We start from the raw sequence: 25,436 nt of genomic DNA on the forward strand, positions 1-25,436 counted from the left end.
ATTTACTGGCAAAAAATGGAGTAGAGGGCATCCAGAATTTTGCCCACCCGCGGGTCATCCACACGATAATAAACAGTCTGGGCCTCCTTACGGGTAGCAACCAGGCCGGCATCACGCAATACCGACAGATGCTGGGAAAGGGCCGACTGTGAGAGCGGAACTCGCTGATTCAACTCGCCGACGGAGAGCTCCTGATCCATCAGGGTGCAAAGCACCATCAGCCGGTTACGGTTAGCCATGCGCTTGAGCAGTTGCTCAGCGCTGTGAGCATTGTTCAGCAGCATCATTTCGTTGGAGTTGGTCATGGTAAAGCCCTGATGATTAGGGTTGCTATATTAGCATTAACTAATTAAGATGCAAAAACATTAGTTTTTTCTAATATTAATAGCAGGGTAACAACATGAACATTAATGAATATCTCCGCCTCATCGCAGGCACAGTGGTGATTGCCAGCACGCTAGCGGCTGTGTATGTAGACCCCATGTGGCTCTGGTTAACCGGCTTTGTTGGCCTTAACCTGTTTCAGTCTGCTTTCACAAAGTGGTGCCCAATGATCACCCTGTTACGCCGCTTGGGCGTCAACGAGTAAACCCTAAGCAGCGGGGACCCTGGGTTCCCGCTGAGCTTCTCTAGATTGCCGCCACACAACCAGGGTCCTGCCATTTCAAAATGACAGGGCGCTCAGAGTGCCAGAACACGCAGAAGCACAGCGTGATCCATTGGTAACAGCCGCAACCCTAAAACACCTTATACCGCGCAGGTCGCATCAAAGCCCAAACACCCTAAACCTTTGAGCGCCTGTTAAGGCCAGACTCGGAACAACTACTTATTGCCGCACACTGAGCTGGTGCTTAATTTTGTGGCGGGGTAAGCCTGCAATACGATCAATACACCAGCAGGGGATAGAGGCTGTTGTGAAGACACAGACCACCACAGTAGAGCCCTCAGGCTATTTTAATCTATTTAACATAATATACATTATGCGATATGTCGTATGGAGGGATGGGTAGGCGTTCGCTCGTTAAACTCGCTCCCGTCCCCCATCAATCGGGTTATTCAGGCTCTACCGCACTGAGCGGATTGCCTGAACCGGCGGCGTTGAGTTTATGGAATCGGTACTCGTGACTCACGAATAAACTGGCCTCGATGGCGGCCATCTGGCCGCGCAGGTTTGACCAGACCTCTTTCATGCCTGCCTGTATCTGCGCCGCACTCAGGTAGACCTCGTAATTCTGCTTACCGGCTGCCGGCTCAATCACGATGATCGCTTGCGCGATCAGCTTGTTGTTCGTTTGCTGCGGTAACTTTCGTCAATCACCTTACGGACTTCTCCGCTGACCAACATCATGGTCAGTGCCTCGCCGATGGGTGCACCAGTTGCTGGTCAAACGCCCAACTCGGTACCGAGACCGGCTGCGCCTCCAGAATGCGAATCAGCGGCACCACATTGGAACGATCCACGGACTCCTGGCGCAGAGCGATGTCGAAGCCATGCTCCAGCCACGAGCGGCGGGGACAAGCGCTGTTCGCCCAGCACAGCCAAAGCTGCCATGGCACCGAGGCTGTCGGTGAAACCTACACCATCGAAGGCCTGAGCAACGGCGATTACCTGTTTGCCCGAACCTTGAACGGCACTATGCACGGCTGGCATCACACCGACGAGCAACTGACGCAAACCATTCTCAGCTGAGGCGATCATCGCTTACCTGAAAAAACTTTGGGGAGAGACGCAGCGCCGCTGCCAAGGCCCGGGACATATGGACAAAGCCTGTCTGAATTCAAAATAAGCCGGTAGCGAAGCGTAATGGTAGCCGCGGGGATACGCGGAATGCACTGCGCCGGAGCATCCTGCGGAGCATGCTCCGAGAACTCAAAACACTCAATCGAGCGATAACGTATATAGAGCGAAAGTAAGCATATACCGCTCAACGGTCGATCTCTGTATCAGCCATCAACTTGGCGCGTCCCTCCTGCTCGACATAGTCAAGGAAGGTGCGTGCCACCACCGACAGCTGCTTACCGGGCAGACACGCCAGAAACCACTGGGTATTGATCGGGAGCCCGCTTACCGACAAGGTGGCCAGCCCCTGGCTGCCTCCAAAGGCCAGTGTGTGCTGCGAGAGGATGGAGACCCCCAACCCCGCCATCACGGAGTGTTTGATCGCCTCGTTACTCTCAACGGTCATGCGTACATTAAGGTCAACGCCCGCCCGCTCCAGATGGCGTTCGATGGCGTGCCGGGTACCGGAGCCCAGCTCTCGCATCAAGAACGGCTGGCGCGCGAACGCTTCCAGCGTCAACTCCCCCTCCCCCGCTAATGGATGATCCTGGGGGGCGATTGCGACCAAGGGGTTGGGAACAAATTGGTGCAAAGCCAGCTCCTGCTCTTGTGGCGGGTGGCTAAACACGTAGAAGTCATCCTCCCCTGCCCCCAGGCGATCGATAATCTGCTGTCGGTTGCCCACCTTGAAGTCGACGTCGATCATCGGGTAGTGGCGTAGAAAATCCCCCAGCAGGTGGGGAATAAAGTACTTGGCAGTAGTCACCACCGCCAGGCGCAGGGTACCGGCCTTCATCCCCTGAAGGTCGGCGAGGGTCATAGCTAGACGATCGATACGGGCGAGCACCTCCCGCGCCCCCTCCACCACGGCCAGCCCCGCCTCGGTAAACACCAGGTTACGACCGACACTGTCGTAGAGCGGCGCCCCCACCCCGTCGGCCAGTTTTTTGAGCTGCATCGATACCGTTGGCTGGGTCAGGTGCAGCGCGTTGGAAGCCGCGGTAATCGAGCGGTGCTGATAGACCGCGAGCAGGATTTCCAGCTGACGCAGGGTACCGATGCGAGCCGTGGTGCGGGACATAGCGCCTCCTACATAGATGTTTATCTATCAAGAATATAAAAATAATCGATTTTTATCTATTCAATTTTCAGGGCATTATCCGCGCACCAACCGTTTCACTCAAGTATTAAGGAGCCTGCGATGGACAAGACCCTTGCGTTCGAAATCACCTGCATCTTCCTGCTACTCGCCCTTGGCACCGGCCTGTTGACACAGGGTCTGCCTGGCTGGGGGCTGGTCAGCGTGTCGGCACTACTTGCCCTTGGCAGCAGTGGGCTGCGACTGCTAAATGGTCGCCAGAACAGCCTGCACCCCAGCGCATCCTAAGGAGCAACCATGCAGATCGACGTGGTTGCAGCGTTTTTTCTCTTTGGGGCGGTTGCCCAGCTGTTGCGAGCACCCATCAAAATGCCCGCTGGGCTCTATCAAACCCTGACCCTATTTTTGTTGGTGGCGATCGGGCTGAAAGGGGGTATCTCCCTGGCCAGCCACGCCAGCATCGCCCTGCTCTGGCAATCGCTCGCGGTCATCGCCTTTGGTGCCCTGCTGCCTTTCGTGGCTTTTCCACTGCTCTACTATTTTGGCGGCCTGTCGCGGGTAGACTCTGCCTCGATGGCAGCCCACTATGGCTCGGTTAGCATTGCCACCTTCGCTGTGGCCCTTGCCCTGTTAGACTCCAGCCAAGTCGCCTACGAGCCCTACTTCGCCCTTTTTGTCGCCCTGCTCGAAATTCCTGCCATAGCGGTTGGCTTATGGCTCGCCCGCAGTGACAACAGCGCCCATAACCCCAATGAAGTGGTTCGTGAGATCTTTCTTAACCAGGGTGTTTTGCTACTGGTGGGCTCCTTGCTGATCGGTTTCTGGGCCGGCTCAAGCGCAGACAAGCTGCTACCCTTCTTTGGCACCCTGTTCCACGGCGTACTAGCGCTGTTCCTGTTGGAGATGGGGCGTGTAGCCGCCTCCCGTATTGGCTCCCTGCGCCAGTACGGCTCCTTTATTACCTGTTTTGGCGTAGTCATGCCGCTGATCGGTGCCACCCTGGGCGCTCTATTGGGGCTCTGGTTGGAGCTCTCCATCGGAGGCACCATCCTGATGGCCACCCTGGGTGGTAGTGCCTCTTACATTGCGGTACCGGCGGCCATGGCGGTTGCCCTGCCCCAGGCAAACCAGAGCCTGTCGATCACAGCCTCACTGTCGGTCACCTTCCCCTTTAACGTGCTGGTGGGTATCCCCCTCTACAGCGCCCTTATCAGCCACTTTATGGCCTAACCCGATTCCAATACGGAGCAATAGAATGAATCAACCCCGTGTCAGCATCATCATGGGTTCCCAGTCCGACTGGGCAACCATGCAAGCCGCTACCCAAGTCCTCAACGAGCTGGAGATCGCCTACGAAACCCGTGTGGTCTCTGCACACCGCACCCCGGAGCGACTCTATCAGTTTGCCTCCAACGCCCATCATCAGGGGATTGAGGTGATCATTGCCGGCGCTGGCGGCTCGGCTCACCTGGCCGGTATGGCGGCGGCCATGACCCACCTGCCGGTAATCGCGGTGCCGGTGGCCAGCAAGCATTTCAACGGTATGGACAGCCTCATGTCGATGGTCCAGATGCCCCGCGGCGTTGCCGTCGCCTGCCAGGCGGTGGGCGAGGCCGGTGCCTACAACGCCGGCCTGATGGCGGTGCAGATGCTGGCACTGGCAGACCGGGGGCTGAGCGAGCGGCTGCAGGCCTGGCGTGCCCGCCAGACCGATGGCGTACCCAACGAGGTGGAATGATGAGGATCGCGATTGTTGGCTGCGGGCAGTTGGCCCGCATGATGGCTTTGGCCGGCTGGCCGATGGGGGTGCACTTTACCTTCCTGGCCAACCCCGAAGAAAACATCGACTGTGTTGCCGGACTGGGTGAAGTCGTCCGCCTGACTGAGGGCCTCTCGGGTGAGTCACTTTATCAGGCACTGGGCCGCCCCGAGGTGGTGACAGTGGAGCGTGAGCAGGTGGATACCGCCCTGCTGGCAAGCCTTCGCCCCTTCTGCCCCCTTTACCCGGACCCGGATGCGATCAGCATTTGCCAACATCGCGGCCGGGAAAAGGCGTTTCTGCAGTCTCTGGGGATACCCCTGGCTCCTTATCGCCTGGCGAATAGCGCCGAGAGCCTAACCGCTGCCGTTACCGAACTGGGCTATCCAGTATTCGTCAAGTCCTGCGAGCAGGGTTACGACGGCCAGAACCAGTGGCGCCTGCGCACACCCGACGAACTGAATGACCTGATTGCCTGCATCCATAGCTGGCCACCACTGGTGGTTGAGGCAAACGTGGAGTTTAACCGAGAGCTGTCGATCATCGCTGTCCGCTCCGCCAGTGGCGACGTGGCCTGCTACCCCCTAACCGAGAACCATCACCGTGAAGGCATCCTTATCACCTCCCAGGCTCCGGCACCGGAACTGACCCCGGCCCTGCAGGAGCAGGCCAGCGAGTTGGCGCACCGGCTGCTAACGCATTGGAAGTACGTGGGGGTACTGGCCATCGAGTGCTTCCAGGTCGACGACCAATTATTGGTCAACGAACTGGCGCCACGGGTGCACAACAGCGGCCACTGGACTCAAGGGGCGGGCATCTGCTCGCAGTTTGAAAACCACCTACGCGCCATCTGCGACCAAGGCCTGGGGGCAACAACCCCCCTTGTCCATGCGGCAATGGTTAACCTTCTAGGTCAGCCCGTCCCTAAGCAGATTACTCGCTGTGGTGACTACCAGGTTCACACCTACAACAAACAAATTAAGCCACGCCGTAAGGTTGGACACTTCAATTTCCAGGACATCGATCCGCACAGGTTGCGGCTAAGGCTGTTAGCCCTGGAAACCGAGCTGTATCCCCAGGATCAACGCTTACTGAATCTGGGGTAATGGCGACCACTTTACAAAAAAAAAGCTCCGCGCGGATCTAACCGCGCGGAGCCTTAACCTGGAGAGCCGCCTGTTAGGCTATCTCAAACAGACCCGCTGCTCCCATGCCTCCACCTACACACATAGAGACAACAACATAGCGAACACCACGACGCTTGCCCTCTATCAGGGCATGGCCCACCATCCGCGCACCACTCATACCGTAAGGGTGGCCGATAGAGATAGCGCCGCCATTAACGTTGTAGATAGAAGGATCAATACCGAGCTGGTCACGACAATAAAGCACCTGACAAGCAAACGCTTCGTTCAATTCCCACAGACCGATGTCGTTGATACTCAGGCCGTGCTGTTTAAGTAGCTTGGGGATAGCGTAAATCGGGCCGATTCCCATCTCCTGTGGTGCACAACCAGCAACGGCCATACCCCGATAGATACCCAGCGGCTCGAGACCGTTGCGCTCAGCGAAGGCTGAATCGGTCAGGACACAGGCAGAAGCGCCATCAGAGAGTTGGCTTGCATTACCGCCGGTGATAACCCCTCCTTCAACGACTGGCGCCAGCTGCGACAAGCCTTCAAGAGTGGTGTCCGCGCGATTGCCTTCGTCCTTCGAGATCGTCTGCTCAAAGTAGGAGATTTCTCCAGTTTCACGATCCTGCTTTTTAGTGCGCACGTTCATTGGGACGATCTCAGCATCGAACAGCCCCAACTCCTGCGCACGCGCCGTACGCTGTTGTGACTCCAATGCGTAGCGATCCTGATCTTCCCTCGAAATCCCGTATTTGGAGGCTACAAACTCAGCGGTTTGCAACATCGGCATATAGGCATTGGGCTCGTTTTTAAGGACACGCTTGTCAACTTCAGCGCCTACCCATTTGAAATACTCATTTTGCACTGCCGAGATGTTCTCCTGGCCACCTGCCAGAGTCACATCCATACCGTCAACGATAATCTGCTTGGCTGCAGTGGCGATCGCCATCAACCCCGATGAACACTGGCGGTCAATCGTTTGGGCAGAAACACTGGCGGGCAGTCCTGCAGCAAAGACAGCCTGCCGGGCGAGGTTTCCTCCAGCAGTACCTGCTGCGAGAACGGTCCCCATGATGGCATCATCAAAAACATCCCCAGCCAGCCCGGAGCGCGCTACAGCATGCTCAATAGCATGCGCCATCAGGGTTGGAGATTTAGTGTCATTAAAAGCCCCGCGGAAGGCTCTGCCGATTGCGGTCCTGGCGGTAGAGACAATTACTGCTTCTCGCATGATATTTTTCCTCTTTATTTTTAACTTTTTGGAAGTGCTACGCCTAAGGCAGTAGCGGCTTTTTGGACAAAGCGCATGGTTTGCTGTGACGCTTCTTTAAGCTCGTGCTGGCCGGTCGAATCACTTATTTCGGCAAAGCGCTCAGCAATCACTTCTGGAGTCCGCTCCTGTTCAGGAAGGAACAAACCCTCCGACTCGTACATTCTGCTCACCGCAAAAACACCAGCCCCGGCGCCCATAATCACACGCGAGGGAGCCTCTTCGCTCACCATGTACAAAACTCCCGGGGTGATCGCCTCGGGAGCCAATAATGGAAGCACCGGCTCGGGGATCAGTCCTTCGGTCATCCGTGTTGCCGCCGTAGGGGCCAGAATATTCACACGAATATTGTTACGGGCCCCTTCCAGATGGAGCACATTCATTAGTCCGATCATGGCGGCTTTGGCTGTACCGTAGTTGGACTGCCCAAAATTACCGTACAAGCCTGACGCCGATGCGGTCAGGATAATACGGCCGTAACCCTGCTCACGCATCACATCCCACACCGCCTTGGTGCAGTTGACAGTACCCTTCAGATGCACATCAACCACCTTCCAGAAATCATCCAGGCTACCCTTTGAAAAGGTGCTATCGCGCAAGATACCGGCATTGTTGATCAAAATATCAACACGCCCCCAGGCATCAAGTGCCTGTTGAACCATGGCTTCCACTTCGTTGTTGTCAGCCACATTGGCGCCATTGACCAGCGCTTCACCGCCTGCGGCACGTATCTCTTCAACCACCTGTTCAGCGGAAGAGAGGCTTCCACCGCTCCCGTCCGTGGCTCCTCCAAGATCATTGACGAGCACGCGTGCACCTCGAGCAGCGAGGGCCAAAGCATGGGAGCGACCCAGCCCATTACCTGCACCGGTGACAATCGCCACCTGACCATCAAAACGAATTGTCATATCCAACTCCTTGCTAAATCTGTTTTCACAAGTATCCATCGTGACAGCAGCGGGTTTAGCGCTGTCATGACGGTCTGCCACCCTATACGGTCGTATAGTCAGCTCGCCTTCTACCTAAATAGTGAACTCTATAAGGCCGCGAATGTATGTGCGTACATACCGAGTCAAATGGAGTGGAATCCGAAATCAGCCAGGCTAGTGTTCAGTGGTGTTTGAGCTCAAGAAGCGCGCACATAATGAATACCGAATGTTTCTATCGCTCAACACAATGCCAAAGGGCTAGCGGCTATCTATGCATCCCTGCCCCCGCCTATTCGACCGCCCTGGTTCGAAGCCTGATTAAAGACGTTATAGGGACAACCGCCTACATTTCTCCGACCTATAGCGTTCAGGCCCAATCCCCGCAGCTGAAAAAAACTGACCAGCGCACCCGGCTCTTATCGCATGCAGTATTAGTAGCGTCAACCTGCTGGAGCCTGAATCATCCATAGGGGTGATTGGTTCTGACAGGCTTGATCATGAAACAATAAAAAAGTTGACCTGTGTGTAACACATAGGATTTACACTAGGGTTCTACTTCAAACTAACCAGGGAGGCTGGTGGTTACCATGAGAGTCAGCGCACTCGCCAAAAAAGCCGGGGTTACGGCCGATACCGTTCGTCACTACACACGCCTGGGGCTGCTTAAGCCGGAGCGGGACCCGAGCAACGGCTACCAGATCTACGATACTGAAGCGCTCAAATACCTGCGATTTTTCCAAAAGGCCCGCCTGCTGGGGTTCAGCCTCAGCGAGATCGAAACCATCGTGCACCACGAACACGAGGGCACCTCACCCTGCCCAATGGTGCGCCAGTTGATGGGGCGGCACCTGACCCGGGTGCGGGAGCAGATTAACGAGCTGCAGCAACAATTAACCCGAATGGAGCAGGCGATGCAGGCCTGGGAACAGATGCCTGACGGCGAACCCAGCCAGGGATCGATCTGCCCCTTGATCGAACACTGGAGCAACCAGGAACCTTCAGGAGCAGAGAAATGAACACTGAACACACAACTGCCGTCCCCGAGACCGAGCTGTCGCTGGAGGGGGTCAAGTGCAACGGCTGCGTCAACAAGATCCGCCGCGCCCTCGTCGAGTCCGACCCTGACGCCTCCATTGAGGTGGATCTCGAACAGCGTTTGGCGCGTGTCCACTCGGTGTTAAGTGCCGATCAGCTGATTAACCTGGTCGAAGAGCTGGGTTACGGGGCCTCGCTCAGCGAACCGGTTGCTCCCCCCCACCACCGCTTCCGGGTAGAGGGGGTCAAGTGCAACGGTTGCCTCAACAAAATCCGCTCCGCCCTCCTCGATCGCGATGAGGGCGCCGAGGCCAGCGCCGATTTCGATGCCAAAGTGCTGGAGATCCAGAGCCAGCTGCCTCCTACCGAGGTGATTGAGCTGGTATCCGGGCTGGGCTACGGCATCCAGCCGCTGGAGACAGCAGAACCGACGGAAACGCTCGCCGAAACCGATGCCGCCCAGCAAACCGCTGAGCCCGAAACGAGGGAACCGGTTAATGCTGCGGAGCCCGAGCCAGAGCCCGAGCCAGAGCCCGAGCCCGAGCCAGAGCCAGAGCCAGAGACGGTGGGTCAGGGGCTACAGCTTGCCCTCGAGGGGATGACCTGCGCCGGTTGCGTCAAGAGCATCGAGACGGCGATCCAAGGGGTCTCCGGCGTGGACCGGGTAGAGGTCAACTTTGGCAGCCGCAGCGCACTGGTCAGCGGGAGTGCGTCGGCAGAGGACTTAATCCATGCGGTCGAGCAGGCCGGTTATGGTGCCAGCCTGGTCGAGGACCCGGAACAGGCGGAACAGCAGAAGGAGGCCTTTGAAGCCGCAGAGTACCGGCGTAAGCTCATCAATACAGGGATCGGCCTCGGGTTGGGTGTCCCCTTGATGATCGCCGGCTTTACGCATGGAATGGAGCTCTCATCCCCCGCCGAGCGTGGCTTCTGGGGACTGATTGGCCTCCTGACCCTGGCGGTACTGCTCAGCGCCGGCCGTCACTTCTATGTGGGTGCCTGGAAAGCCTTTACCCACCACAACGCCAATATGGACACCCTGATCGCCACCGGAACCGGGGCGGCCTGGCTCTATTCGATGGTGGTGGTGGTGGCGCCCGGAATCGTACCCGAAGCGGCCCGCGGTCTCTATTTTGAGGCAGCGGCCATGATCATTGGCCTGATCAATCTTGGCCAGGCCCTGGAGCTTAAAGCTCGGGGCCGCACCAGCCAGGCGATCAAGCGCCTGCTGAACCTGCGCACCAAGAGTGCCCGTGTATGGCGGGAGGGGCGTTACCAGGAGCTGCCCATTGAACAGGTGCAACAGGATGACCTGCTGCAGGTGCGGCCCGGTGAGCAGATCCCCGTCGATGGTGTGGTTACCGAGGGTAGCAGCAACCTTGATGAGTCGATGCTGACCGGCGAGCCCATGCCGGTTAAGAAAACCCTTGGCGATGAGCTCTCAGCGGGCACCCTGAACCGTACCGGTGCTCTTTGTTTCCGAGCCACCCGGGTGGGTAAAGCCACCCGCTTGGCCCAGATCATCGAAATGGTACGCCGCGCCCAGAACAGCAAGCCCCCCATCAGCCGACTGGCCGACCAGGTATCGTCGATTTTTGTGCCCGCGGTAATGCTGATTGCCGTGGCGACCGCCCTCGCCTGGTACAACCTCGGTCCTGACCCCCGGGTCGTGCACATGCTGGTAGCCGCCACCACGGTGCTGATCATCGCCTGCCCCTGTGCCCTTGGGCTCGCTACCCCCATCTCCACCATGATCGGGGTCGGCAAGGCAGCCGAGTTCGGCATCCTTATCCGCAACGGCGAGGCGCTGCAAAAGGCCAGCACACTGAGCTATGTGGTGGTGGACAAAACCGGCACACTGACCCTCGGCCAGCCCCGAGTCACCAACTTCGAGCTTTACGGGGACGGAGCCAAGGAGCCCACCCTGGCGCTCGTCCATGCCCTCGAAAGCCGCTCTGAGCACCCCTTGGGGGAGGCTCTGGTCAGCTACTGCCAGGACCAGTCGGGTGAGCAGGAGGTTGAGGCGTTCGAGGCCCTCTCCGGCAAAGGGCTGCAGGCCCGGGTGGCTGGCCAGCAAGTGCTGATCGGTAACCCTCGCCTGATGGCTGACCACCGGATCGACCTGAGCATTGCCCAGAGTCATGTCGAATCCTGGGAAGCAGAGGCGCGCACCCTGGTCTATGTGGCCATCGACGGTCACCTCAGCGCCCTGTTTGGTATCGCCGACCCGATCAAGCCGGATGCCGCCGAGGCGATCCAGCGCCTCAAGCAGGATGGCGTCAGGGTGCTGATGCTGACCGGGGACAATCCAGCCACCGCCGCTGCGGTGGCGCGACAAACCGGCATCGATGAGTACCAGGCGGAGCTGATGCCCGACGACAAGCTGGCGGAGATCCGCCGCCTGCAGTCCCTCGGCGAGCGGGTCGGTATGGCCGGTGACGGGATCAATGATGCCCCCGCCCTGTCGCAGGCCGATGTCGGCTTTGCCATCGGCTCGGGCACCGACGTAGCGATCGAAAGTGCCGATATCACCCTGATGCGTGGTTCACTGCACGGCATTGCTGACGCAGTTGAGCTGAGCCGGGCAACGCTACGTAACATCAAGCAGAACCTCTGGGGTGCCTTTACCTATAACGCCCTGGGAATCCCTGTGGCAGCCGGTGTGCTTTACCCCTTTACCGGACTGCTGCTGAGCCCTGTCATTGCTGGTGTGGCGATGTCTCTCTCGTCGGTCACCGTGGTCAGCAATGCCAACCGGCTGCGTTTTTTTGCCCCCAGCCACCTCCCCCACACGGATAATGGCCCTGTTGCCAAGGAGTCAGTATGAGCGCGTTTATCGTCAATCTACTCGGCCTCGCCTTGATGGCGGCCATCGTCTGGTGGTTCTGGCTCTACCGGGGCTAAGTCAGCAGGCCCGGTGATACCTGACCGGGCCTGATCTCTTTTCATCTTAAACTGTGCGATGGCGGGGTAGCCCGAGGGAAAGCAAGGCTGCCAGCGCCAGAAACAGGGTGGAGACCAGCAGGCAGCTTTGCAGGTCGTAGAGCTGGAACAGCCAGCCGGAGAGCAGGGTTCCCACCAGTCGCCCCATGGCGTTGGCCATGTAGTAAAACCCCACATCGAGGGATACCCCCTCCTCCCGGGCATAGCTGAGGATGAGGTAACTGTGGAGCGACGAGTTCACAGCAAATACGGCTCCGAACAGCAGCAAGCCTCCCACCAGCAGCGGCTCGGTGCCTGGCAGGTAAGCGCGCAGAGAATAGTCCAGGACCTCACCATCGAGCCCCAGGGCGATCAACAGGGGGATCACCGACAGCAGTCCGGCCCAGCAAAAGGCACTGCCCCCATCGGGTAGCCGGCCGCTGCGCTTGCCGGTGATCAGCGGAGCCATCGACTGGACGGCGCCATACCCGATGATCCAGAGCGCAAGAAAGCTCCCCACCTCGGCATGGCTCCAGCCCAGGTTGGCACTTAAAAAAACCGGCAGGGCCACCACAAACCAGACATCCCGGGCACCGAACAGAAACAGCCGGGCGGCCGAGAGCAGGTTAACGGCACGACTCTTGGAAAACAGCTCCCTGAACCTGGCTTTGCTGTTTGCCTTGCCAAGGTCCTGCCTCAGCCTTCTCAGGCTGGAAAGCCACAGCAGCGCCAGCGCCAACGCCATCCAAACCAGCGCCCCGCGAAAGCCGACCCCCGCCAACAGCGCACCACCGAGGAAAAAGCCCACCCCTTTGAGAGCATTCTTTGAGCCGGTCAGTAGCGCTACCCAACGATAGAGTCGTCCCTGCTGATCGTCGGCGGCCAGTAGCTTGATGCTGCTCTTGGCGCTCATCTTGTTCAGGTCCTTGGCGATGCCGGAGAGCGCCTGAGCAAACATCACGTAGGGAACACTGAGCAGCTCCACCGGCACCGTCAGTAGCAACAGCGCCACCACCTGTAGCCCCAGGCCGATATTCATGGTGCGGTTAAGCCCCAGGCGGGCTCCCAGCCAACCGCCGACCAGGTTGGTCACCACCCCGAACAGCTCATAAAAGAGAAACAGTAGTGCAATACCGAGAGGGGAATAGCCAAGCTGGTGGAAATGGAGTACCACCAGCATTCGCAGGGCACCGTCGGTGAGGGTAAAGCCCCAGTAGTTGGCCGTTACCAGAAGGTATTGGCGGCGACCGCTACGCAGTTGCGCCGTCCCGGAAGGGGAATCCTGAACTGACACCTTGCGCCCTACACCCCTTCCCGCGCGACCTTACGGGCCAGCTCGACGGTCCGGTTCGCGTAGCCCATTTCGTTGTCGTACCAGGCATAGAGCTTGACCAGGGTGCCATTAACGACGCGGGTAAAGGAACCATCAAGAACGCCGGATCGACGATCACTGCGATAATCGATCGAGACCAGGGGGCGCTCCTCATAGCCAAATATGCCCCGCAGGCTTCCCTCGGAGGCCTCTTTAAACAAGCGGTTGACCTCCTCGATACTGGTCTCGCGATTGAGCTCGAACTGGGCGTCGGTGATGGAGGCATTGGCCAGGGGAACCCGAACGGCATGGCCATCCAGACGCCCTTTCAGCTCCGGATAGATCTCCATGATGGCGGTGGCCGAGCCGGTGGTGGTGGGAATCAGGGACATGCCACAGGCCCGGGCACGGCGCAGGTCCTTGTGGGGTTGGTCGAGAATACTTTGGGTGTTGGTGATGTCGTGAATAGTGGTAAAGGCTCCATGGCGTATGCCGATGCTTTCGTGAAGTACCTTCACCATGGGCGCAAGGCAGTTGGTCGTACAGGAGGCGGCGGTCAGGATCCTGTGCTGCTCCCGGTCGTAGAGATGGTCATTGACCCCCATCACGAGGTTCAACGCCCCCGCCTCTTTAACCGGCGCGGTGACAACCACCCGCTTGACCCCCTGCCGTAGATAGTCGTTGAGCTGTTCGACCCGGCGAAACTGGCCACTGGCCTCGATCACCAGGTCGCATCCGGACCAGTCGGTCTCATCGATGGTGGCGTTGGCGCTCAGCCGGAGGCTTCGGCCCTCGATAAGCAACGCCTGATCACGGTGCCCTACTTCGTGCTCCCAGCGCCCGTGGACGGAATCAAAGTTCATCAGGTGAGCCAGGCTGTGTGCATCACCGGCCGGCTCATTCACCTGCACAAACTCCAGATCGGGCCATCCCCAGGCAGAGCGCAGTGCCAGGCGCCCCATACGTCCAAACCCATTGATTCCTACTCGCACGCTCATTCTCGCTCCTCGCCCTGTGCCATCCCAGATTAACCGCTCAACCAGCGCTCGATCTCATCGCGGTGGGGAATCGAGCCGCTGTGCACCAGCGTGCCGTCAACCACCACCCCCGGTGTACTCATTACTCCCAGCGCCACGATCTGCTGCAGGTCGGTCACCTTGACCACACTGGCATCGACCCCAAGCTCGCGGGCAATGCGGGATATGGATTCCACCGTTTTTTCGCACTTCGCGCAACCGCTTCCCAGTACTTTTATCTCCATCAGGGCTCCCTCCTTAGTGGATTTTCATCGAGGGTCTCAGATCACCCAACCCGCAAATGCATTTAACAACCAGCCGGCCAGGGTAAAGGAGACCAGTAACATCACAAAAAGTATCGCCAATAGGCGCCACTGCATCACCTGCTTCAGCAAAATAAACTCGGGGAAGCTGGCCGCCACCGTGCTCATACAAAAAGCTAGGGTCGTCCCCACAGGCAGGCCGTTGAGGATCAGGCTCTCCATCACCGGAATAACACCGGTGGCATTTGAGTACAGGGGGATACCCACCAGTACCGCAGTGGGTACGGTCCACCACTGGCCGGCGCCCAGGTTCTGCTCAATCCACCCTTCAGGCACAAAGCCATGCAGGGCCGCTCCCAGGCCGACGCCGATAAACACCCATTTCCAGACACGACGCAGAATCTCCTCTAGCTCGGCAGCGGCAAAGCGGTGCCGATCGGCCAACGTCAGCCGTCTTTGCCCCGTGGCGCTGGCCGGAGACGCCCCCTGCCCGCTCAGCTGCTGAACCAGTGGCTGCAGCATGCGCTCCGCCCCAATACTGTCCAGGAACAGACCTCCCAATATCCCCACGCCCATACCAATAAGGATATAAACCGTTGCAAACTTCCAGCCCAGCAGTCCACCTAAAAGCACAATGGCCACCTCATTGATCAAGGGAGAGGTCAGCAGGAAAGCCATGGTTGCCCCCACCGGTATGCCGGCCGAGGTAAAGCCTAAAAAGAGCGGAATACTTGAACAGGAACAAAAGGGGGTAACGGCGCCAAACATGGAACCCAGGCCATAGCCTAACAGGCGATGCTGGCCCGCCAGATAGTCACGTACCCGTTCGATCCTTAAAGAGGCCCGGGCCAGGGCGATCAGGTAGATCATGATCATCAGGAGGACAAAGATCTTGCTGGTGTCTTCGATAAAAAAGTGCAGGGCCTCCCCCAAAGGCTCCGACTTATCCACACCAACCCTGATCAGAACCCAGTCGGCCAGGAGACTAAACCAGTGCAGCATAGAAACCACCTTATGGTATTCACGCCTTTATCGAGCCACCAACAAGCCAGCAGCAAGTGGCCATAACTCCTCTCTGAGAATAGTTCATCTTTATGACCAGCAGAGATCCGGGCCCGGGTTACCGGTAACCATCGCTGGCTGCGTTACTGCACTACCCTGGAGTTGAAGAGGGCTCATAAAGCAGGTTTTGCGGCGCAAAGATGAAACGCTCGCCGGCGACACCACGGAGCGGGAAGCTGCCGAGGTTCTGCCACTTCTCCATTGAGCTGATCTCAACAAACTGGCGGGAAGCAAGCAGAGGCCTGCCCAGGGTTTTGGTGAGGTCCTGTATGCGCGCCGCCTCATTGGCGGCTGCTCCAATGGCAGTAAACTCGAGACGACCCGGAGCGCCTATATTGCCGTACATGACCGTTCCGAAGTGAAGTCCGATGCCAAACTCAAGGGAGCCGCATTGCGACTCAGCGGACATGCGGCCGATGGCAGCATAGGCAGCGCTCAGTGCGTTTTGCGCCACTTCCCCTGGCAGCGACGCACAACCGTGAGCACCGATTGGAAAGATCGCCAGCATCGCATCACCGATATATCGCAACACCTCGCCGCCCTGGTCGAGCACCGAGTCGGCCATGATCTCAAAAAAGCGGTTAAGCAGCTCGATAAAAGGTTCCAACCCCATTTGCTCGGCCAGCTGAGTAGAGCCCCTGAGATCACAAAACCAGATAACCGCTTCAATTTGCTCACCGTCGCCACGCTTGACGCGCCCCTGCAATACCTGGGTACCGGTCCGCTGGCCAAGATAGGTCTCCAACAGGATGCGCGAGGTAGCACGAAGGGCATGGATCTCCAGCAGCCTCGAAAGTACAGGCAATAGCTCGTAAATCATGGCCAGGTGATGAACTGAAAAGCCCTCAGCTACATTAGTAGCCAGCGTCATGGCGTGGATAGTGCCATCCATAAAGGAAATCGGCAGGGCCACGTAGTCGGTAGCTCCGGCCTCGGCCAACTCGACCAGCAGCGGATAGTCAAGCTGAGCATCAGGCCCGGCCAGGCGCCGACGTATGGCACCCGCCCCCTCTTCGAATATGGCCCAGTAGGGGCTATCCCTGTAGGTTTCCGAACGCAGCATCTCATGGGGGGGGCGGTAAACTTCAATCCCCTCTTTATCCGCCACCCAGGTATAGCTGAAGCCGGTTACCTGGGGGTGCAGCAGGCGCAACGTAATGCGAATGCGATACAGGGGGACGCCAAGCGCCAAGAGTCGATCCACCAGAGCCTGGGTCAGGTCGCCGGCGTCAGTAATCTTCCACCCCTCGTGCAACATCCATTGTGAGAGGGGCTCGGGAGTAAGCGGGCTTCCGGACGCTGACAGACTCAAGAAATTTTACTCCTTGCCGCTACCCATAGGCGGATTGCGCAGGGGCATAGGTATTACTACCCCTCGCACTGTGGCATCTGCCAATGGTGAGAAAAAAAGCCAGTCGCTACCCTAATCCTACCCCTACAGAGCCTGAGCAACGCAATGATTACCGTAGCAACCCCAACCCTCAACGAATGCCTGAAACGTTTGATACAGCTCGGTGCAAGCCACTTCACCTTGAAACGAACCCGGGGCCGCTGGGTAGCCACCCTGGCACTGCAGCCCCTTTCTTAGGTCAGTCGCCGCGGTAAACATTCTCGTAGCAGTAGTTGGTGGCTTCAATGTATCCGTCGACGCTGCCGCAATCAAACCGCTTGCCCTTGAATTTATAGGCCAGTACGCACCCATCCTTGGCCTGCTGCAACAGGGCATCAGTGAGCTGGATCTCTCCCCCCTTTCCGGGCTTGGTGTTGCGAATAATGTCAAAAATATCAGGCGTTAAAATATAGCGACCGATAATCGCCATATTGCTGGGGGCATCTTCGGGGGCCGGTTTTTCAACCATATTGTTGATGCGAAAAATATCTTCCTTGATCATCTCGCCATCGATCACGCCATATTTATAGGTTTCATCGGCCGGGACTTCCTGAATCGCGACGATACTGCAGCGAAATTGACGAAACAGCTTCACCATCTGTGACAAAACGCCATCGCCGGGGTTAACACAGAGATCGTCCGCCAGAACCACCGCAAAGGGTTCGTCGCCAATCAACGTCTCACCGGTGAGGATCGCATGGCCCAGCCCCTTCATCTCCCGTTGGCGGGTATAGGAGAAGGTGCAGGCATCGATCAGGTGGCGAATATCGTTCAGCATGGCCTCTTTCGAGCTGCCGGCGATCTGGTGTTCAAGCTCGTAATTGGTGTCGAAGTGGTCGGCCAGTGCCCTTTTACCGCGACCGGTCACAATACTGATCTGGTCAAGACCTGCTTCCAGAGCTTCTTCAACACCGTACTCGATAAGCGGTTTGTTGACTATCGGCATCATCTCCTTGGGCATCGACTTGGTAGCCGGAAGGAAGCGGGTTCCATACCCTGCAGCGGGGAAAAGGCATTTTCGAATCATTTATTCTGTGTCCCTGGTAATCTTTCGCTTTCGGCACGCCCATAGATATCATCAAAGCGGATGATGTCATCCTCGCCAAGATAACTACCTGACTGAACCTCTATAAGATCAAGGGGTATCTTACCCGGATTTTCCAGGCAGTGCTTCTCGCCCAGTGGAATGTAGGTGGATTCATTCTCACTCACCAGAAACTGTCGCTCACCGCAGGTGACCTTTGCGGTTCCCTGCACCACCACCCAGTGCTCGGCTCGATGATGGTGCATCTGTAGCGATAGCCGGGCGCCCGGGTTGACCCGGATATGCTTTACCTGGAAACGGTCAGAGGTATCGATCTCCTCATATTTACCCCATGGGCGATAGACCGTACGGTGCTGCAAGGCTTCGGTCCGCCCCTCTTTTTTCAGCAGGGCTACCACCTCTTTTACCTGCTGCGCCCTGGAGCGGTCTGCAACCAGTACGGCATCATCGGTCTCGACGACAATCACCCCCTCCAACCCAACGGCGGCAACCAGGCGGCTATCTGCATGCACGTAGCTGTTTTTGCAGTCAACGAGCAGCCGGTCACCCACCCCGCCATTGCCCTTCTCGTCCACCGGTTGAAGGTCCGCAAGGGAATCCCAGGCCCCCACATCACTCCAGCCAATATCCGAGGGCACGACTGCGCCCTTCCCGGTGTGTTCCATAACGGCGTAATCGATGGAGATATTGGGCGATGCAGCGAACTCCGTTTCGGCTAAACGGATAAAGTCCAGATCCTCGGTAGCCCCTTCCACCGCGCGGGTGACCGCCGCCAAAAGATCCGGCTGATGAGACGCCAACTCCTCTAAAAAGCTGGCAGCCCTAAACATAAACATGCCACTGTTCCAGAAGTAATCCCCGCTGGACACCAGCGCTTTCGCGCGTTCCGGAGAGGGTTTTTCAACAAAGTGATCCAGAACAAGGCCTCCACCCAACAACTCAGCGCCGCCCTTTATATAGCCATAACCGGTTTCTGGACGGTTTGCGACGATGCCGAAGGTGACCAACAACCCCTGGTCAGCCAGGTGGCTGGCCACCTTTATCTGTTGGTGCAGCTCACCCACTCGCTCGACCATATGGTCTGCCGGCAAAACCAGGAGGGTCGGGTTGTCTCCATTTCGATGAGCGATCAGGGCCGCCGCCGCTATAGCGGGCGCGGTATTTCGACCGCAGGGCTCCAATACGATCGATGCCCCTTCGGCTCCGCACTGCTGCATCTGCTCGGCAACGATAAAACGATGCTGCTGGTTGCAAATAATCAGGGGGGGATCAACGGCTTCCAGGTTGCTCAATCGCTTCCAGGTCTGCTGAATCATGCTGTCACAGTCAGACAGCATACGAATGAGCTGTTTGGGGTAAGACTCCCTGGACAGAGGCCAGAGCCTGGATCCGCTACCCCCGGATAAAATTACCGGAACAATCATGAACTATCCCTGTTGTAAGGCCAGTCGAATGTACTTACAGATAGTAGCGGATATTTGCGGAGGAGGCCTGAGATGGCCGGGGAAAGGGGTGGTGCCCGGAGCCGGAATCGAACCGGCACGACCTAACGGTCGAGGGATTTTAAATCCCTTGCGTCTACCAATTTCGCCATCCGGGCCAGGAATGGCAGCGGCCTTTGAGCCGGCAGCGTGGCTAGTTTACAACGGATAACTTTAACGTAACAAGCTGTTTTAACAGAGATTTATCCAAAAACAGGTAAAACTTTTAGCGGGGTAAAAATGTACTTTGGGGATATTGGTGTTGCCGAAAACGTCCCTGTTTTCAAGCGAGAGATGGAGGCTGAGGTCGGAATCGAACCGGCGTACACGGAGTTGCAGTCCGCTGCATGACCACTCTGCCACCCAGCCTTATCAGGGTTGGATAGCGCCCATTGGCGATACCCAAAATGCAGAAAATTTGGAGCGGGAAACGAGACTCGAACTCGCGACCCCAACCTTGGCAAGGTTGTGCTCTACCAACTGAGCTATTCCCGCCCTGTAAGTTTACCCAGCTACCGCTGCACCTGTGGTCAGGTGGTGCGTATTGTATTCGCTCGAGAATTCCTGTCAACCCATTGATTCAAAAAAGAGTTTTGGTCAGATTTTAAACACTCAGTCGTGGTCATCCGAAGGCATCAGGTCACCCCAGGCAGCCGCAAGATATTGCCACATGGACCAGATCGTCAAGACTGCTGCCAGGTAGAGAAACCCGTAACCGACCAGCCCCATCAGGGTCTTGAGCTCAGCAGGAGTAGCCAGCAGGAAGAAGATGGCCCCCATCTGGGCCGCGGTTTTGATTTTACCGATGTAAGAGACCGCCACACTGGTTCGCTTGCCCAGCTCGGCCATCCACTCCCTGAGGGCTGAAATCACAATCTCTCGGCCAATGATGATCATTGCGGGGACGGTTACCCAAAAGCTGGCGTACTCATGAACCAGAAGGGTCAGGGATACAGCGACCATCAGTTTATCGGCCACCGGGTCCAGAAAAGCACCAAAGGGGGTACTTTGATTCCAGCGACGGGCCAGGTAACCATCCAGCATATCGGTGCAGCCGGCAATAAAAAACACCCCGGCAGCCGCCATATAGCTCCAACCCACCGGGAGGTAATAGACGACCACAATCACGGGGATCAGCACCACCCGCAGCAACGTTAGGATATTGGGGATATTCATTGAGCCCTTAAAGCGATACGTACGCAGAAGCGTAGATATTAGAGTGATTAATCTGGATGTAAAGCGTCATGAATCTGATGGGCCAAATGAGCGCTGATCCCCTGCACCTTTTGAAGCTCGGAAACCGGCGCCTCAACGACTCCCTGCAGACCCCCGAAATATTTCAATAGCTGCTGGCGGCGCTTGGCCCCAATTCCCGGTACATCCTCAAGCCGTGACCTGTTTCTCGCCTTGGCCCTGCGTTGGCGATGGCCCGTAATCGCAAAGCGGTGCGCCTCATCACGAATGGACTGCACCAGTAGCAAGGCTCCCGACCCCCTGGGTAGCTGAATCTCCTCGAAACTGCCATTGACGATCAGGGTTTCCAGACCAGGCTTACGAGTCTCGCCCTTGGCAACCCCCACCAGTAACATGCCACTTAAGCCCAGCTCCTCAACCACCTGATTGGCCATGGATAGCTGGCCTTTACCGCCATCAATAAATAGCAGGTCGGGGAGCGCTGCTCCCTCCTTCAACACACGACTGTAGCGGCGCTGCAGTGCCTGTCGCATGGCTGCATAATCATCACCAGGGGTTACCCCACGGATGTTGAAGCGCCGATAGGAGGACTTAAGGGGGCCCTCCTCATTAAAAACCACGCAGGAAGCAACGGTCGCTTCGCCCGAGCTATGGCTAATATCGAAACATTCCATCCGGGCTGGCACCCTGTCCAGCTCCAGCAGCTGCTGCAGTTCAAGGTAACGCTGGCGAATACTGCTTTTACTGCTGAGCCGGGCACTGAGGCTTTGCTGGGCATTTTTAAGCGCCAACCGTACCCAGTTTGCCCTGTCCCCCCGCACGCGGTGACGTATTTTGAGAGGTTGCCCCAGCCCCTTGGCGAACGCTTGTTCCAGCAGGGTCGCATCTTCTACCGCTTCTGCGGTAACCACCTCCTCCGGTAGCTCAGTGGACGAACGTTGCCCCAGGTACAGCTGTGCCAAAAAGTCTGCGTAGATCTCTCCAGTGCCGTCATCCGTTTTGCGCTGATGGAAACTACTGTGACTTGCAATCACCCGTCCACCACGAATCCCGAGCCTTGAAAAACACAGATGATCACCCTGCTCAGCCATCGCCACAACATCTACATTGCCACCATTGCGGTCAATTACCTGCTGTTCCTGGGCCGAACGTAGCTGAGTAACCTGGTCCCTGAGCTCGGCAGCTTTCTCGAACTCAAGGGCAGCGGCTGCAGCTTCCATCTCCTCCAGCAGCTTGTAGATCAGCTCCTGGCTTTTGCCTTGCAGAAAGAGGCGCGAGCGCTCTACATCAACGGCATACTCCTGCTCGCTGACAAGCCCTGTACAGGGCGCTTTGCACCGTTTGATCTGGTATTGCAGGCAAGGGCGGGTTCGATTGCGAAAGTAGCTGTCCTCGCACTGGCGAACGCGAAACACCCGCTGCAATATGTTCATACTTTCACGGATGGCTCCTGCACTCGGATAGGGGCCAAAATACTCAACGCCGGGCCTCTTTCGTCCCCGGTAAAAACCCAGTCTCGGGTAAGCTCGGTCAGTGGATATAAACACGTAGGGGTAGGATTTATCGTCGCGCAACAGAATGTTATAGGGGGGGCGCAGCTGTTTAATCAGGTTCTGTTCAAGGATCAGCGCCTCAGCCTCGGTATTGGTGACGATGGTTTCAATATGGGCTATACGGGCTACCAGCGCCGCGGTCTTGGGGGCAAGGCCTGAACTACGAAAATAGCTGGAAAGCCGACTCTTCAGGCTTTTGGCTTTACCCACGTAGAGAATGGCGGCCTCAGCATCGTACATCTGGTAGATGCCCGGCTGGTGCTGCTGAGAAGAGAGAAATGCCTTATGGTCAAAAACAGCGGAGGTCACCGCCTACCCCCCTGATGGCGGATCCACAGTAGGCGCAAAGATTAACCGGCTATGCTTTCACTATCAACCATGCCGTGGCGCACAGCCAGTAGCGTTAACTCAACGTCACTGCTGATCTCCAGCTTATCGAAAATCCGGTAGCGGTAACTGTTGACGGTCTTTGGGCTAAGGCACAACTTATCCGAGATCACCTGAACCTTATGGCAGTTAACAATCATCATGGCGATCTGGATCTCACGTTCAGAGAGCTGATCGAAGGGGGACGACGCCTCCTCGTCCTGAAAAGGTTTTAACGCCATCTGCTGGGCGATATCGGCGCTAACGTAACGCTTCCCGCTCGCCGCCATACGAATCGCGTTGACCATATCGTCCAGACCAGCCCCTTTTGTTACATAGCCGGAAGCTCCTGCCTTCAATAAACGGGATGGAAAGGGCTCATCCTCACACACTGTAACGGCAATCACTTTTACATCCGGGTTTGAACGGACGATCTTACGGGTCGCTTCAAGCCCACCGATCCCCGGCATCTTGACATCCATCAGCACAACATCAACATCCACACGGCGGACAAGATCAACGGCGGCTTCGCCATTATTGACCTCGCCGACCACGAGGATACCCTCGACATCGGCCAACATACGTGTAATCCCGGTACGAACCAGATCGTGGTCGTCTGCCACCAATACTTTAATCAAGCGCCAACCCTCCGCCATTTTTCTTTTTTTTCAATACGTTATAGAGCCTTTCTAACAGAGCACCTATAAGTAAAACGCCTGCCCGAGCATTAAAATAGCAGACTGGTGGTTTTATAGACACAAAAAAAGGCCTACACCAAAGCGGTGCAGGCCTTCTGTGAAGCTCATCACAACGAACTTATAGAAGCTTTTCCAGAGCAGGAACCGCCTCAAAGAGGTCAGCAACCAGGCCATAATCGGCAACCTGGAAAATAGGTGCCTCTTCGTCCTTATTGATGGCCACAATGACCTTGCTGTCCTTCATTCCCGCCAGGTGCTGAATAGCCCCGGAGATACCGACCGCAACGTAGAGGTTAGGCGCTACCACCTTACCCGTTTGTCCAACTTGCATGTCGTTGGGTACAAAGCCCGCATCCACAGCGGCTCGTGAAGCACCAACAGCGGCACCCAGCTTGTCAGCAAGGGTGTAAAGCAACTCAAAGTTTTCACCGTTACCCATGCCACGACCACCGGAAACAACAATATCGGCAGCGGTCAGGTCAGGACGATCAGACTTAGCCAGCTCCTCCCCAACAAAGCTGGAGACTCCGCTGTCTTGGGCCGCTGCAAGCGTCTCAATCGAGGCGCTTCCACCCTCGGCAGGGGCGGCATCGAAACCTGTGGCCCGGACCGTGATAACCTTGATAGCGGCACTGGATTGCACTGTGGCGATCGCATTACCGGCATAGATAGGACGAGCGAAGGTATCAGCGCTGTCGACTCGGATCACCTCAGAGATCTGATCCACATCCAGCAGGGCTGCTACGCGAGGCATATAGTTCTTGCCGTTGGTGGTCGCAGGAGCCAGGACATGGCTGTAGGACTTGCCAACTTCAGCAGCCAGGGATGCAATATTCTCGGCCAGCTGGTGACCGTAGGCAGCATGATCGGCAACCAAAACCTTGTTGACCCCTGCAATTTTTGAAGCCGCTTCAGCCGCTGCCCCACAGCCGCTCCCGGCAATCAGGAGGTCGATGTCACCACCAATCGCCTGTGCTGCGCTGATCGTATTTAGGGTAGCGCCGGCAACAGCATCGTTGGAGTGTTCTGCAATTACTAGAATAGCCATTAGATCACCTTCGCTTCGTTCTTCAGTTTCTCAACCAGCTCCTCGACACTGGCCACCTTGATGCCGGCTTGACGCTCCGCAGGCGCCTCAACCTTTAGCGTGGTCACTGTAGACTCGACCGTCACACCAAGATCCGCAGGGGTCTTGGTGTCCAGCGGCTTGCGCTTGGCCTTCATAATGTTCGGCAGGGAGGCATAGCGTGGCTCGTTTAGACGAAGGTCAACGGTAAGGACAGCAGGCAGGGAGAGGGAAATCGTCTGCAGTCCACCATCCACCTCACGAGTGACCGCCACCTTGCCGTCAGCCACACTGACTTCAGAGGCGAAGGTACCCTGAGGCAGGCCCGCCAACGCAGCCAGCATCTGGCCAGTCTGGTTATTATCGCTGTCGATCGCCTGCTTACCCAGAATCACCAGGTCAGGCTTCTCCTCGTCTACGAGCGCTTTTAGCAGCTTGGCCACACTCAAAGAGCCGAGTTTTTCATCGGTTTCGACCAGAATGCCGCGGTCAGCACCGAGCGCAAGAGCGGTACGAATCTGCTCCTGGCACTCCTTACCACCCATGGAGACCGCAACCACCTCCGTTGCTACCCCGCTCTCCTTCAAACGCACAGCTTCTTCAACTGCGATCTCGTCGAAAGGGTTCATGGCCATTTTGACGTTGGTCAGATCAACATCAGTGTTATCCGCTTTTACACGGACCTTTACGTTGTAATCTATGACTCGCTTTACAGCTACAAGAACCTTCATGGAATCCTCGTATAATGTCCGTTTTTTAGAAATAGCCACCGACCGATACAGCGCCAGTGGAGCCGATGCAATACCCCGAAGCAGACCGCAACAAGGCGTTACTGATAATTTAAGTGGCCGGTATCTTGAACCCATCCCTATAGCAGGTCAAGGCGCCCACCCAGCTCCCAGGCCATCTTCACTCCAACGAGTGAGTGTATTCGACAGCCAATAAATCCAGATTCCGATCTACGCAAAACCGAAAACTGAATCCTTTCGAAACAACCAGTTAGACAATATTAAAACAGTTGTTTAAAATCGGGCAAGCATCTTTTGGGAGCTGTGCCCTAGCT

General features: G+C 57.0%; 26 protein-coding genes and 3 tRNA genes. 8 read left to right on the plus strand and 21 right to left on the minus strand.

The window, feature by feature from the left end; all coding sequences use genetic code 11:
- Window positions 1–2: 2 nt before the first annotated feature.
- Window positions 3–305, minus strand: a complete 303-nt coding sequence (locus D0544_RS06330; RefSeq protein ID WP_207905779.1) for an ArsR/SmtB family transcription factor — start codon at window positions 303–305, stop codon at window positions 3–5.
- A 95-nt stretch (window positions 306–400) separates the two neighbouring features.
- Here D0544_RS06330 and D0544_RS06335 point away from each other — a divergent pair, with 95 nt between their 5' ends.
- A complete protein-coding gene (locus D0544_RS06335; protein ID WP_125015147.1) occupies window positions 401–589 on the plus strand; it encodes a YgaP family membrane protein in 189 nt (62 codons plus the stop codon).
- 463 nt (window positions 590–1,052) lie between these two features.
- On the opposite strand, the gene D0544_RS06340 is transcribed toward D0544_RS06335, so the two are convergent.
- A complete protein-coding gene (locus tag D0544_RS06340) occupies window positions 1,053–1,259 on the minus strand; it encodes a hypothetical protein (protein ID WP_125015148.1) in 207 nt (68 codons plus the stop codon).
- 91 nt (window positions 1,260–1,350) lie between these two features.
- Complete coding sequence (locus D0544_RS17295; RefSeq protein ID WP_243647253.1) at window positions 1,351–1,461, minus strand: hypothetical protein; 111 nt, start codon at window positions 1,459–1,461, stop codon at window positions 1,351–1,353.
- Between the two features lie 19 nt (window positions 1,462–1,480).
- Here D0544_RS17295 and D0544_RS17145 point away from each other — a divergent pair, with 19 nt between their 5' ends.
- Complete coding sequence (locus tag D0544_RS17145; protein WP_164880769.1) at window positions 1,481–1,690, plus strand: c-type cytochrome; 210 nt, start codon at window positions 1,481–1,483, stop codon at window positions 1,688–1,690.
- Between the two features lie 235 nt (window positions 1,691–1,925).
- On the opposite strand, the gene D0544_RS06350 is transcribed toward D0544_RS17145, so the two are convergent.
- Entirely contained in the window at window positions 1,926–2,861 is a 936-nt protein-coding gene (locus D0544_RS06350) for a LysR family transcriptional regulator (protein ID WP_125015150.1), read from the minus strand.
- 120 nt (window positions 2,862–2,981) lie between these two features.
- Here D0544_RS06350 and D0544_RS06355 point away from each other — a divergent pair, with 120 nt between their 5' ends.
- Genes D0544_RS06355 through D0544_RS06370 form a run of 4 tightly spaced genes read left to right on the plus strand, consistent with a single transcriptional unit; the run spans window position 2,982 to window position 5,744 of the window.
- The gene (locus tag D0544_RS06355; RefSeq protein WP_125015151.1) at window positions 2,982–3,167 is read left to right on the plus strand and encodes a hypothetical protein; all 186 of its coding nucleotides are present in this window, start codon (window positions 2,982–2,984) and stop codon (window positions 3,165–3,167) included.
- 9 nt (window positions 3,168–3,176) lie between these two features.
- Window positions 3,177–4,109 (plus strand): sodium-dependent bicarbonate transport family permease, encoded by a 933-nt coding sequence (locus D0544_RS06360; RefSeq protein WP_125015152.1) that lies wholly within the window; start codon window positions 3,177–3,179, stop codon window positions 4,107–4,109.
- A 25-nt stretch (window positions 4,110–4,134) separates the two neighbouring features.
- Window positions 4,135–4,617 (plus strand): 5-(carboxyamino)imidazole ribonucleotide mutase, encoded by a 483-nt coding sequence (gene purE / locus D0544_RS06365; protein WP_125015153.1) that lies wholly within the window; start codon window positions 4,135–4,137, stop codon window positions 4,615–4,617.
- Complete coding sequence (locus tag D0544_RS06370; protein ID WP_125015154.1) at window positions 4,614–5,744, plus strand: 5-(carboxyamino)imidazole ribonucleotide synthase; 1,131 nt, start codon at window positions 4,614–4,616, stop codon at window positions 5,742–5,744. Before purE ends, D0544_RS06370 begins: the two co-directional genes overlap by 4 nt.
- 73 nt (window positions 5,745–5,817) lie before the next feature.
- On the opposite strand, the gene D0544_RS06375 is transcribed toward D0544_RS06370, so the two are convergent.
- The gene (locus D0544_RS06375; protein ID WP_125015155.1) at window positions 5,818–7,002 is read right to left on the minus strand and encodes an acetyl-CoA C-acyltransferase; all 1,185 of its coding nucleotides are present in this window, start codon (window positions 7,000–7,002) and stop codon (window positions 5,818–5,820) included.
- A 20-nt stretch (window positions 7,003–7,022) separates the two neighbouring features.
- Entirely contained in the window at window positions 7,023–7,949 is a 927-nt protein-coding gene (locus D0544_RS06380) for an SDR family NAD(P)-dependent oxidoreductase (RefSeq protein ID WP_125015156.1), read from the minus strand.
- Window positions 7,950–8,557: 608 nt separating this feature from the next.
- Here D0544_RS06380 and D0544_RS06385 point away from each other — a divergent pair.
- Window positions 8,558–8,986 carry a MerR family transcriptional regulator gene (locus D0544_RS06385; protein WP_125015157.1) on the plus strand — a complete coding sequence of 143 codons (429 nt, stop codon included), beginning with the start codon at window positions 8,558–8,560 and terminating at the stop codon, window positions 8,984–8,986.
- Complete coding sequence (locus D0544_RS06390) at window positions 8,983–11,832, plus strand: heavy metal translocating P-type ATPase (protein ID WP_125015158.1); 2,850 nt, start codon at window positions 8,983–8,985, stop codon at window positions 11,830–11,832. Before D0544_RS06385 ends, D0544_RS06390 begins: the two co-directional genes overlap by 4 nt.
- 123 nt (window positions 11,833–11,955) lie before the next feature.
- On the opposite strand, the gene arsJ is transcribed toward D0544_RS06390, so the two are convergent.
- The 15 genes from arsJ to D0544_RS06465 form a co-directional block, all read right to left on the minus strand.
- On the minus strand, window positions 11,956–13,221 hold the full coding sequence (gene arsJ, locus D0544_RS06395; RefSeq protein WP_243647254.1) for an organoarsenical effux MFS transporter ArsJ: 1,266 nt from the start codon (window positions 13,219–13,221) through the stop codon (window positions 11,956–11,958).
- An 8-nt stretch (window positions 13,222–13,229) separates the two neighbouring features.
- The gene (locus tag D0544_RS06400) at window positions 13,230–14,237 is read right to left on the minus strand and encodes an ArsJ-associated glyceraldehyde-3-phosphate dehydrogenase (protein WP_125015159.1); all 1,008 of its coding nucleotides are present in this window, start codon (window positions 14,235–14,237) and stop codon (window positions 13,230–13,232) included.
- 29 nt (window positions 14,238–14,266) lie between these two features.
- On the minus strand, window positions 14,267–14,500 hold the full coding sequence (locus D0544_RS06405; protein ID WP_341538846.1) for a thioredoxin family protein: 234 nt from the start codon (window positions 14,498–14,500) through the stop codon (window positions 14,267–14,269).
- Between the two features lie 36 nt (window positions 14,501–14,536).
- Window positions 14,537–15,520: a permease gene (locus tag D0544_RS06410; RefSeq protein WP_125015161.1), complete on the minus strand. Its 984-nt coding sequence runs from the start codon at window positions 15,518–15,520 to the stop codon at window positions 14,537–14,539.
- A 151-nt stretch (window positions 15,521–15,671) separates the two neighbouring features.
- Window positions 15,672–16,892: an adenylate/guanylate cyclase domain-containing protein gene (locus D0544_RS06415; RefSeq protein ID WP_125015162.1), complete on the minus strand. Its 1,221-nt coding sequence runs from the start codon at window positions 16,890–16,892 to the stop codon at window positions 15,672–15,674.
- A gap of 277 nt (window positions 16,893–17,169) precedes the next feature.
- Window positions 17,170–17,997 (minus strand): UTP--glucose-1-phosphate uridylyltransferase GalU, encoded by an 828-nt coding sequence (gene galU / locus D0544_RS06420; protein WP_125015163.1) that lies wholly within the window; start codon window positions 17,995–17,997, stop codon window positions 17,170–17,172.
- Complete coding sequence (locus D0544_RS06425; RefSeq protein ID WP_125015164.1) at window positions 17,994–19,439, minus strand: mannose-1-phosphate guanylyltransferase/mannose-6-phosphate isomerase; 1,446 nt, start codon at window positions 19,437–19,439, stop codon at window positions 17,994–17,996. The genes galU and D0544_RS06425 overlap by 4 nt, the downstream gene beginning before the upstream one ends.
- A gap of 89 nt (window positions 19,440–19,528) precedes the next feature.
- Window positions 19,529–19,615: transfer RNA gene (locus tag D0544_RS06430), tRNA-Leu, on the minus strand.
- Window positions 19,616–19,791: 176 nt separating this feature from the next.
- Window positions 19,792–19,865 (minus strand) — tRNA-Cys (locus D0544_RS06435).
- Window positions 19,866–19,915: 50 nt separating this feature from the next.
- Window positions 19,916–19,991 (minus strand) — tRNA-Gly (locus D0544_RS06440).
- A 117-nt stretch (window positions 19,992–20,108) separates the two neighbouring features.
- The gene (gene pgsA, locus D0544_RS06445; RefSeq protein ID WP_125015165.1) at window positions 20,109–20,672 is read right to left on the minus strand and encodes a CDP-diacylglycerol--glycerol-3-phosphate 3-phosphatidyltransferase; all 564 of its coding nucleotides are present in this window, start codon (window positions 20,670–20,672) and stop codon (window positions 20,109–20,111) included.
- A gap of 47 nt (window positions 20,673–20,719) precedes the next feature.
- Window positions 20,720–22,552 (minus strand): excinuclease ABC subunit UvrC, encoded by a 1,833-nt coding sequence (gene uvrC, locus D0544_RS06450; RefSeq protein ID WP_125015166.1) that lies wholly within the window; start codon window positions 22,550–22,552, stop codon window positions 20,720–20,722.
- A gap of 41 nt (window positions 22,553–22,593) precedes the next feature.
- Window positions 22,594–23,247: a UvrY/SirA/GacA family response regulator transcription factor gene (gene uvrY, locus D0544_RS06455; protein WP_207905780.1), complete on the minus strand. Its 654-nt coding sequence runs from the start codon at window positions 23,245–23,247 to the stop codon at window positions 22,594–22,596.
- Between the two features lie 178 nt (window positions 23,248–23,425).
- Window positions 23,426–24,355 (minus strand): electron transfer flavoprotein subunit alpha/FixB family protein, encoded by a 930-nt coding sequence (locus tag D0544_RS06460; RefSeq protein WP_125015168.1) that lies wholly within the window; start codon window positions 24,353–24,355, stop codon window positions 23,426–23,428.
- Window positions 24,355–25,104 (minus strand): electron transfer flavoprotein subunit beta/FixA family protein, encoded by a 750-nt coding sequence (locus D0544_RS06465; protein WP_125015169.1) that lies wholly within the window; start codon window positions 25,102–25,104, stop codon window positions 24,355–24,357. The genes D0544_RS06460 and D0544_RS06465 overlap by 1 nt, the downstream gene beginning before the upstream one ends.
- Window positions 25,105–25,436 lie beyond the last annotated feature (332 nt).

Source organism: Aestuariirhabdus litorea, from assembly GCF_003864255.1.
Lineage (GTDB): Bacteria > Pseudomonadota > Gammaproteobacteria > Pseudomonadales > Aestuariirhabdaceae > Aestuariirhabdus > Aestuariirhabdus litorea.

Excerpts from the sequence above, each read along its gene's own strand:
- D0544_RS06330 (WP_207905779.1), bottom strand. The coding sequence starts at position 305 with ATGACCAACTCCAACGAAATGATGCTGCTGAACAATGCTCACAGCGCT.
- D0544_RS06335 (WP_125015147.1), top strand. The coding sequence starts at position 401 with ATGAACATTAATGAATATCTCCGCCTCATCGCAGGCACAGTGGTGATT.
- D0544_RS06360 (WP_125015152.1), top strand. The coding sequence starts at position 3,177 with ATGCAGATCGACGTGGTTGCAGCGTTTTTTCTCTTTGGGGCGGTTGCC.
- D0544_RS06405 (WP_341538846.1), bottom strand. The coding sequence starts at position 14,500 with ATGGAGATAAAAGTACTGGGAAGCGGTTGCGCGAAGTGCGAAAAAACG.
- D0544_RS06385 (WP_125015157.1), top strand. The coding sequence starts at position 8,558 with ATGAGAGTCAGCGCACTCGCCAAAAAAGCCGGGGTTACGGCCGATACC.
- D0544_RS06390 (WP_125015158.1), top strand. The coding sequence starts at position 8,983 with ATGAACACTGAACACACAACTGCCGTCCCCGAGACCGAGCTGTCGCTG.
- galU (WP_125015163.1), bottom strand. The coding sequence starts at position 17,997 with ATGATTCGAAAATGCCTTTTCCCCGCTGCAGGGTATGGAACCCGCTTC.
- D0544_RS06425 (WP_125015164.1), bottom strand. The coding sequence starts at position 19,439 with ATGATTGTTCCGGTAATTTTATCCGGGGGTAGCGGATCCAGGCTCTGG.
- D0544_RS06370 (WP_125015154.1), top strand. The coding sequence starts at position 4,614 with ATGATGAGGATCGCGATTGTTGGCTGCGGGCAGTTGGCCCGCATGATG.
- pgsA (WP_125015165.1), bottom strand. The coding sequence starts at position 20,672 with ATGAATATCCCCAATATCCTAACGTTGCTGCGGGTGGTGCTGATCCCC.
- D0544_RS06400 (WP_125015159.1), bottom strand. The coding sequence starts at position 14,237 with ATGAGCGTGCGAGTAGGAATCAATGGGTTTGGACGTATGGGGCGCCTG.
- D0544_RS06375 (WP_125015155.1), bottom strand. The coding sequence starts at position 7,002 with ATGCGAGAAGCAGTAATTGTCTCTACCGCCAGGACCGCAATCGGCAGA.
- D0544_RS06410 (WP_125015161.1), bottom strand. The coding sequence starts at position 15,520 with ATGCTGCACTGGTTTAGTCTCCTGGCCGACTGGGTTCTGATCAGGGTT.
- D0544_RS06355 (WP_125015151.1), top strand. The coding sequence starts at position 2,982 with ATGGACAAGACCCTTGCGTTCGAAATCACCTGCATCTTCCTGCTACTC.
- D0544_RS06380 (WP_125015156.1), bottom strand. The coding sequence starts at position 7,949 with ATGACAATTCGTTTTGATGGTCAGGTGGCGATTGTCACCGGTGCAGGT.
- D0544_RS17145 (WP_164880769.1), top strand. The coding sequence starts at position 1,481 with ATGTCGAAGCCATGCTCCAGCCACGAGCGGCGGGGACAAGCGCTGTTC.
- purE (WP_125015153.1), top strand. The coding sequence starts at position 4,135 with ATGAATCAACCCCGTGTCAGCATCATCATGGGTTCCCAGTCCGACTGG.
- D0544_RS06460 (WP_125015168.1), bottom strand. The coding sequence starts at position 24,355 with ATGGCTATTCTAGTAATTGCAGAACACTCCAACGATGCTGTTGCCGGC.
- D0544_RS06350 (WP_125015150.1), bottom strand. The coding sequence starts at position 2,861 with ATGTCCCGCACCACGGCTCGCATCGGTACCCTGCGTCAGCTGGAAATC.
- D0544_RS06465 (WP_125015169.1), bottom strand. The coding sequence starts at position 25,104 with ATGAAGGTTCTTGTAGCTGTAAAGCGAGTCATAGATTACAACGTAAAG.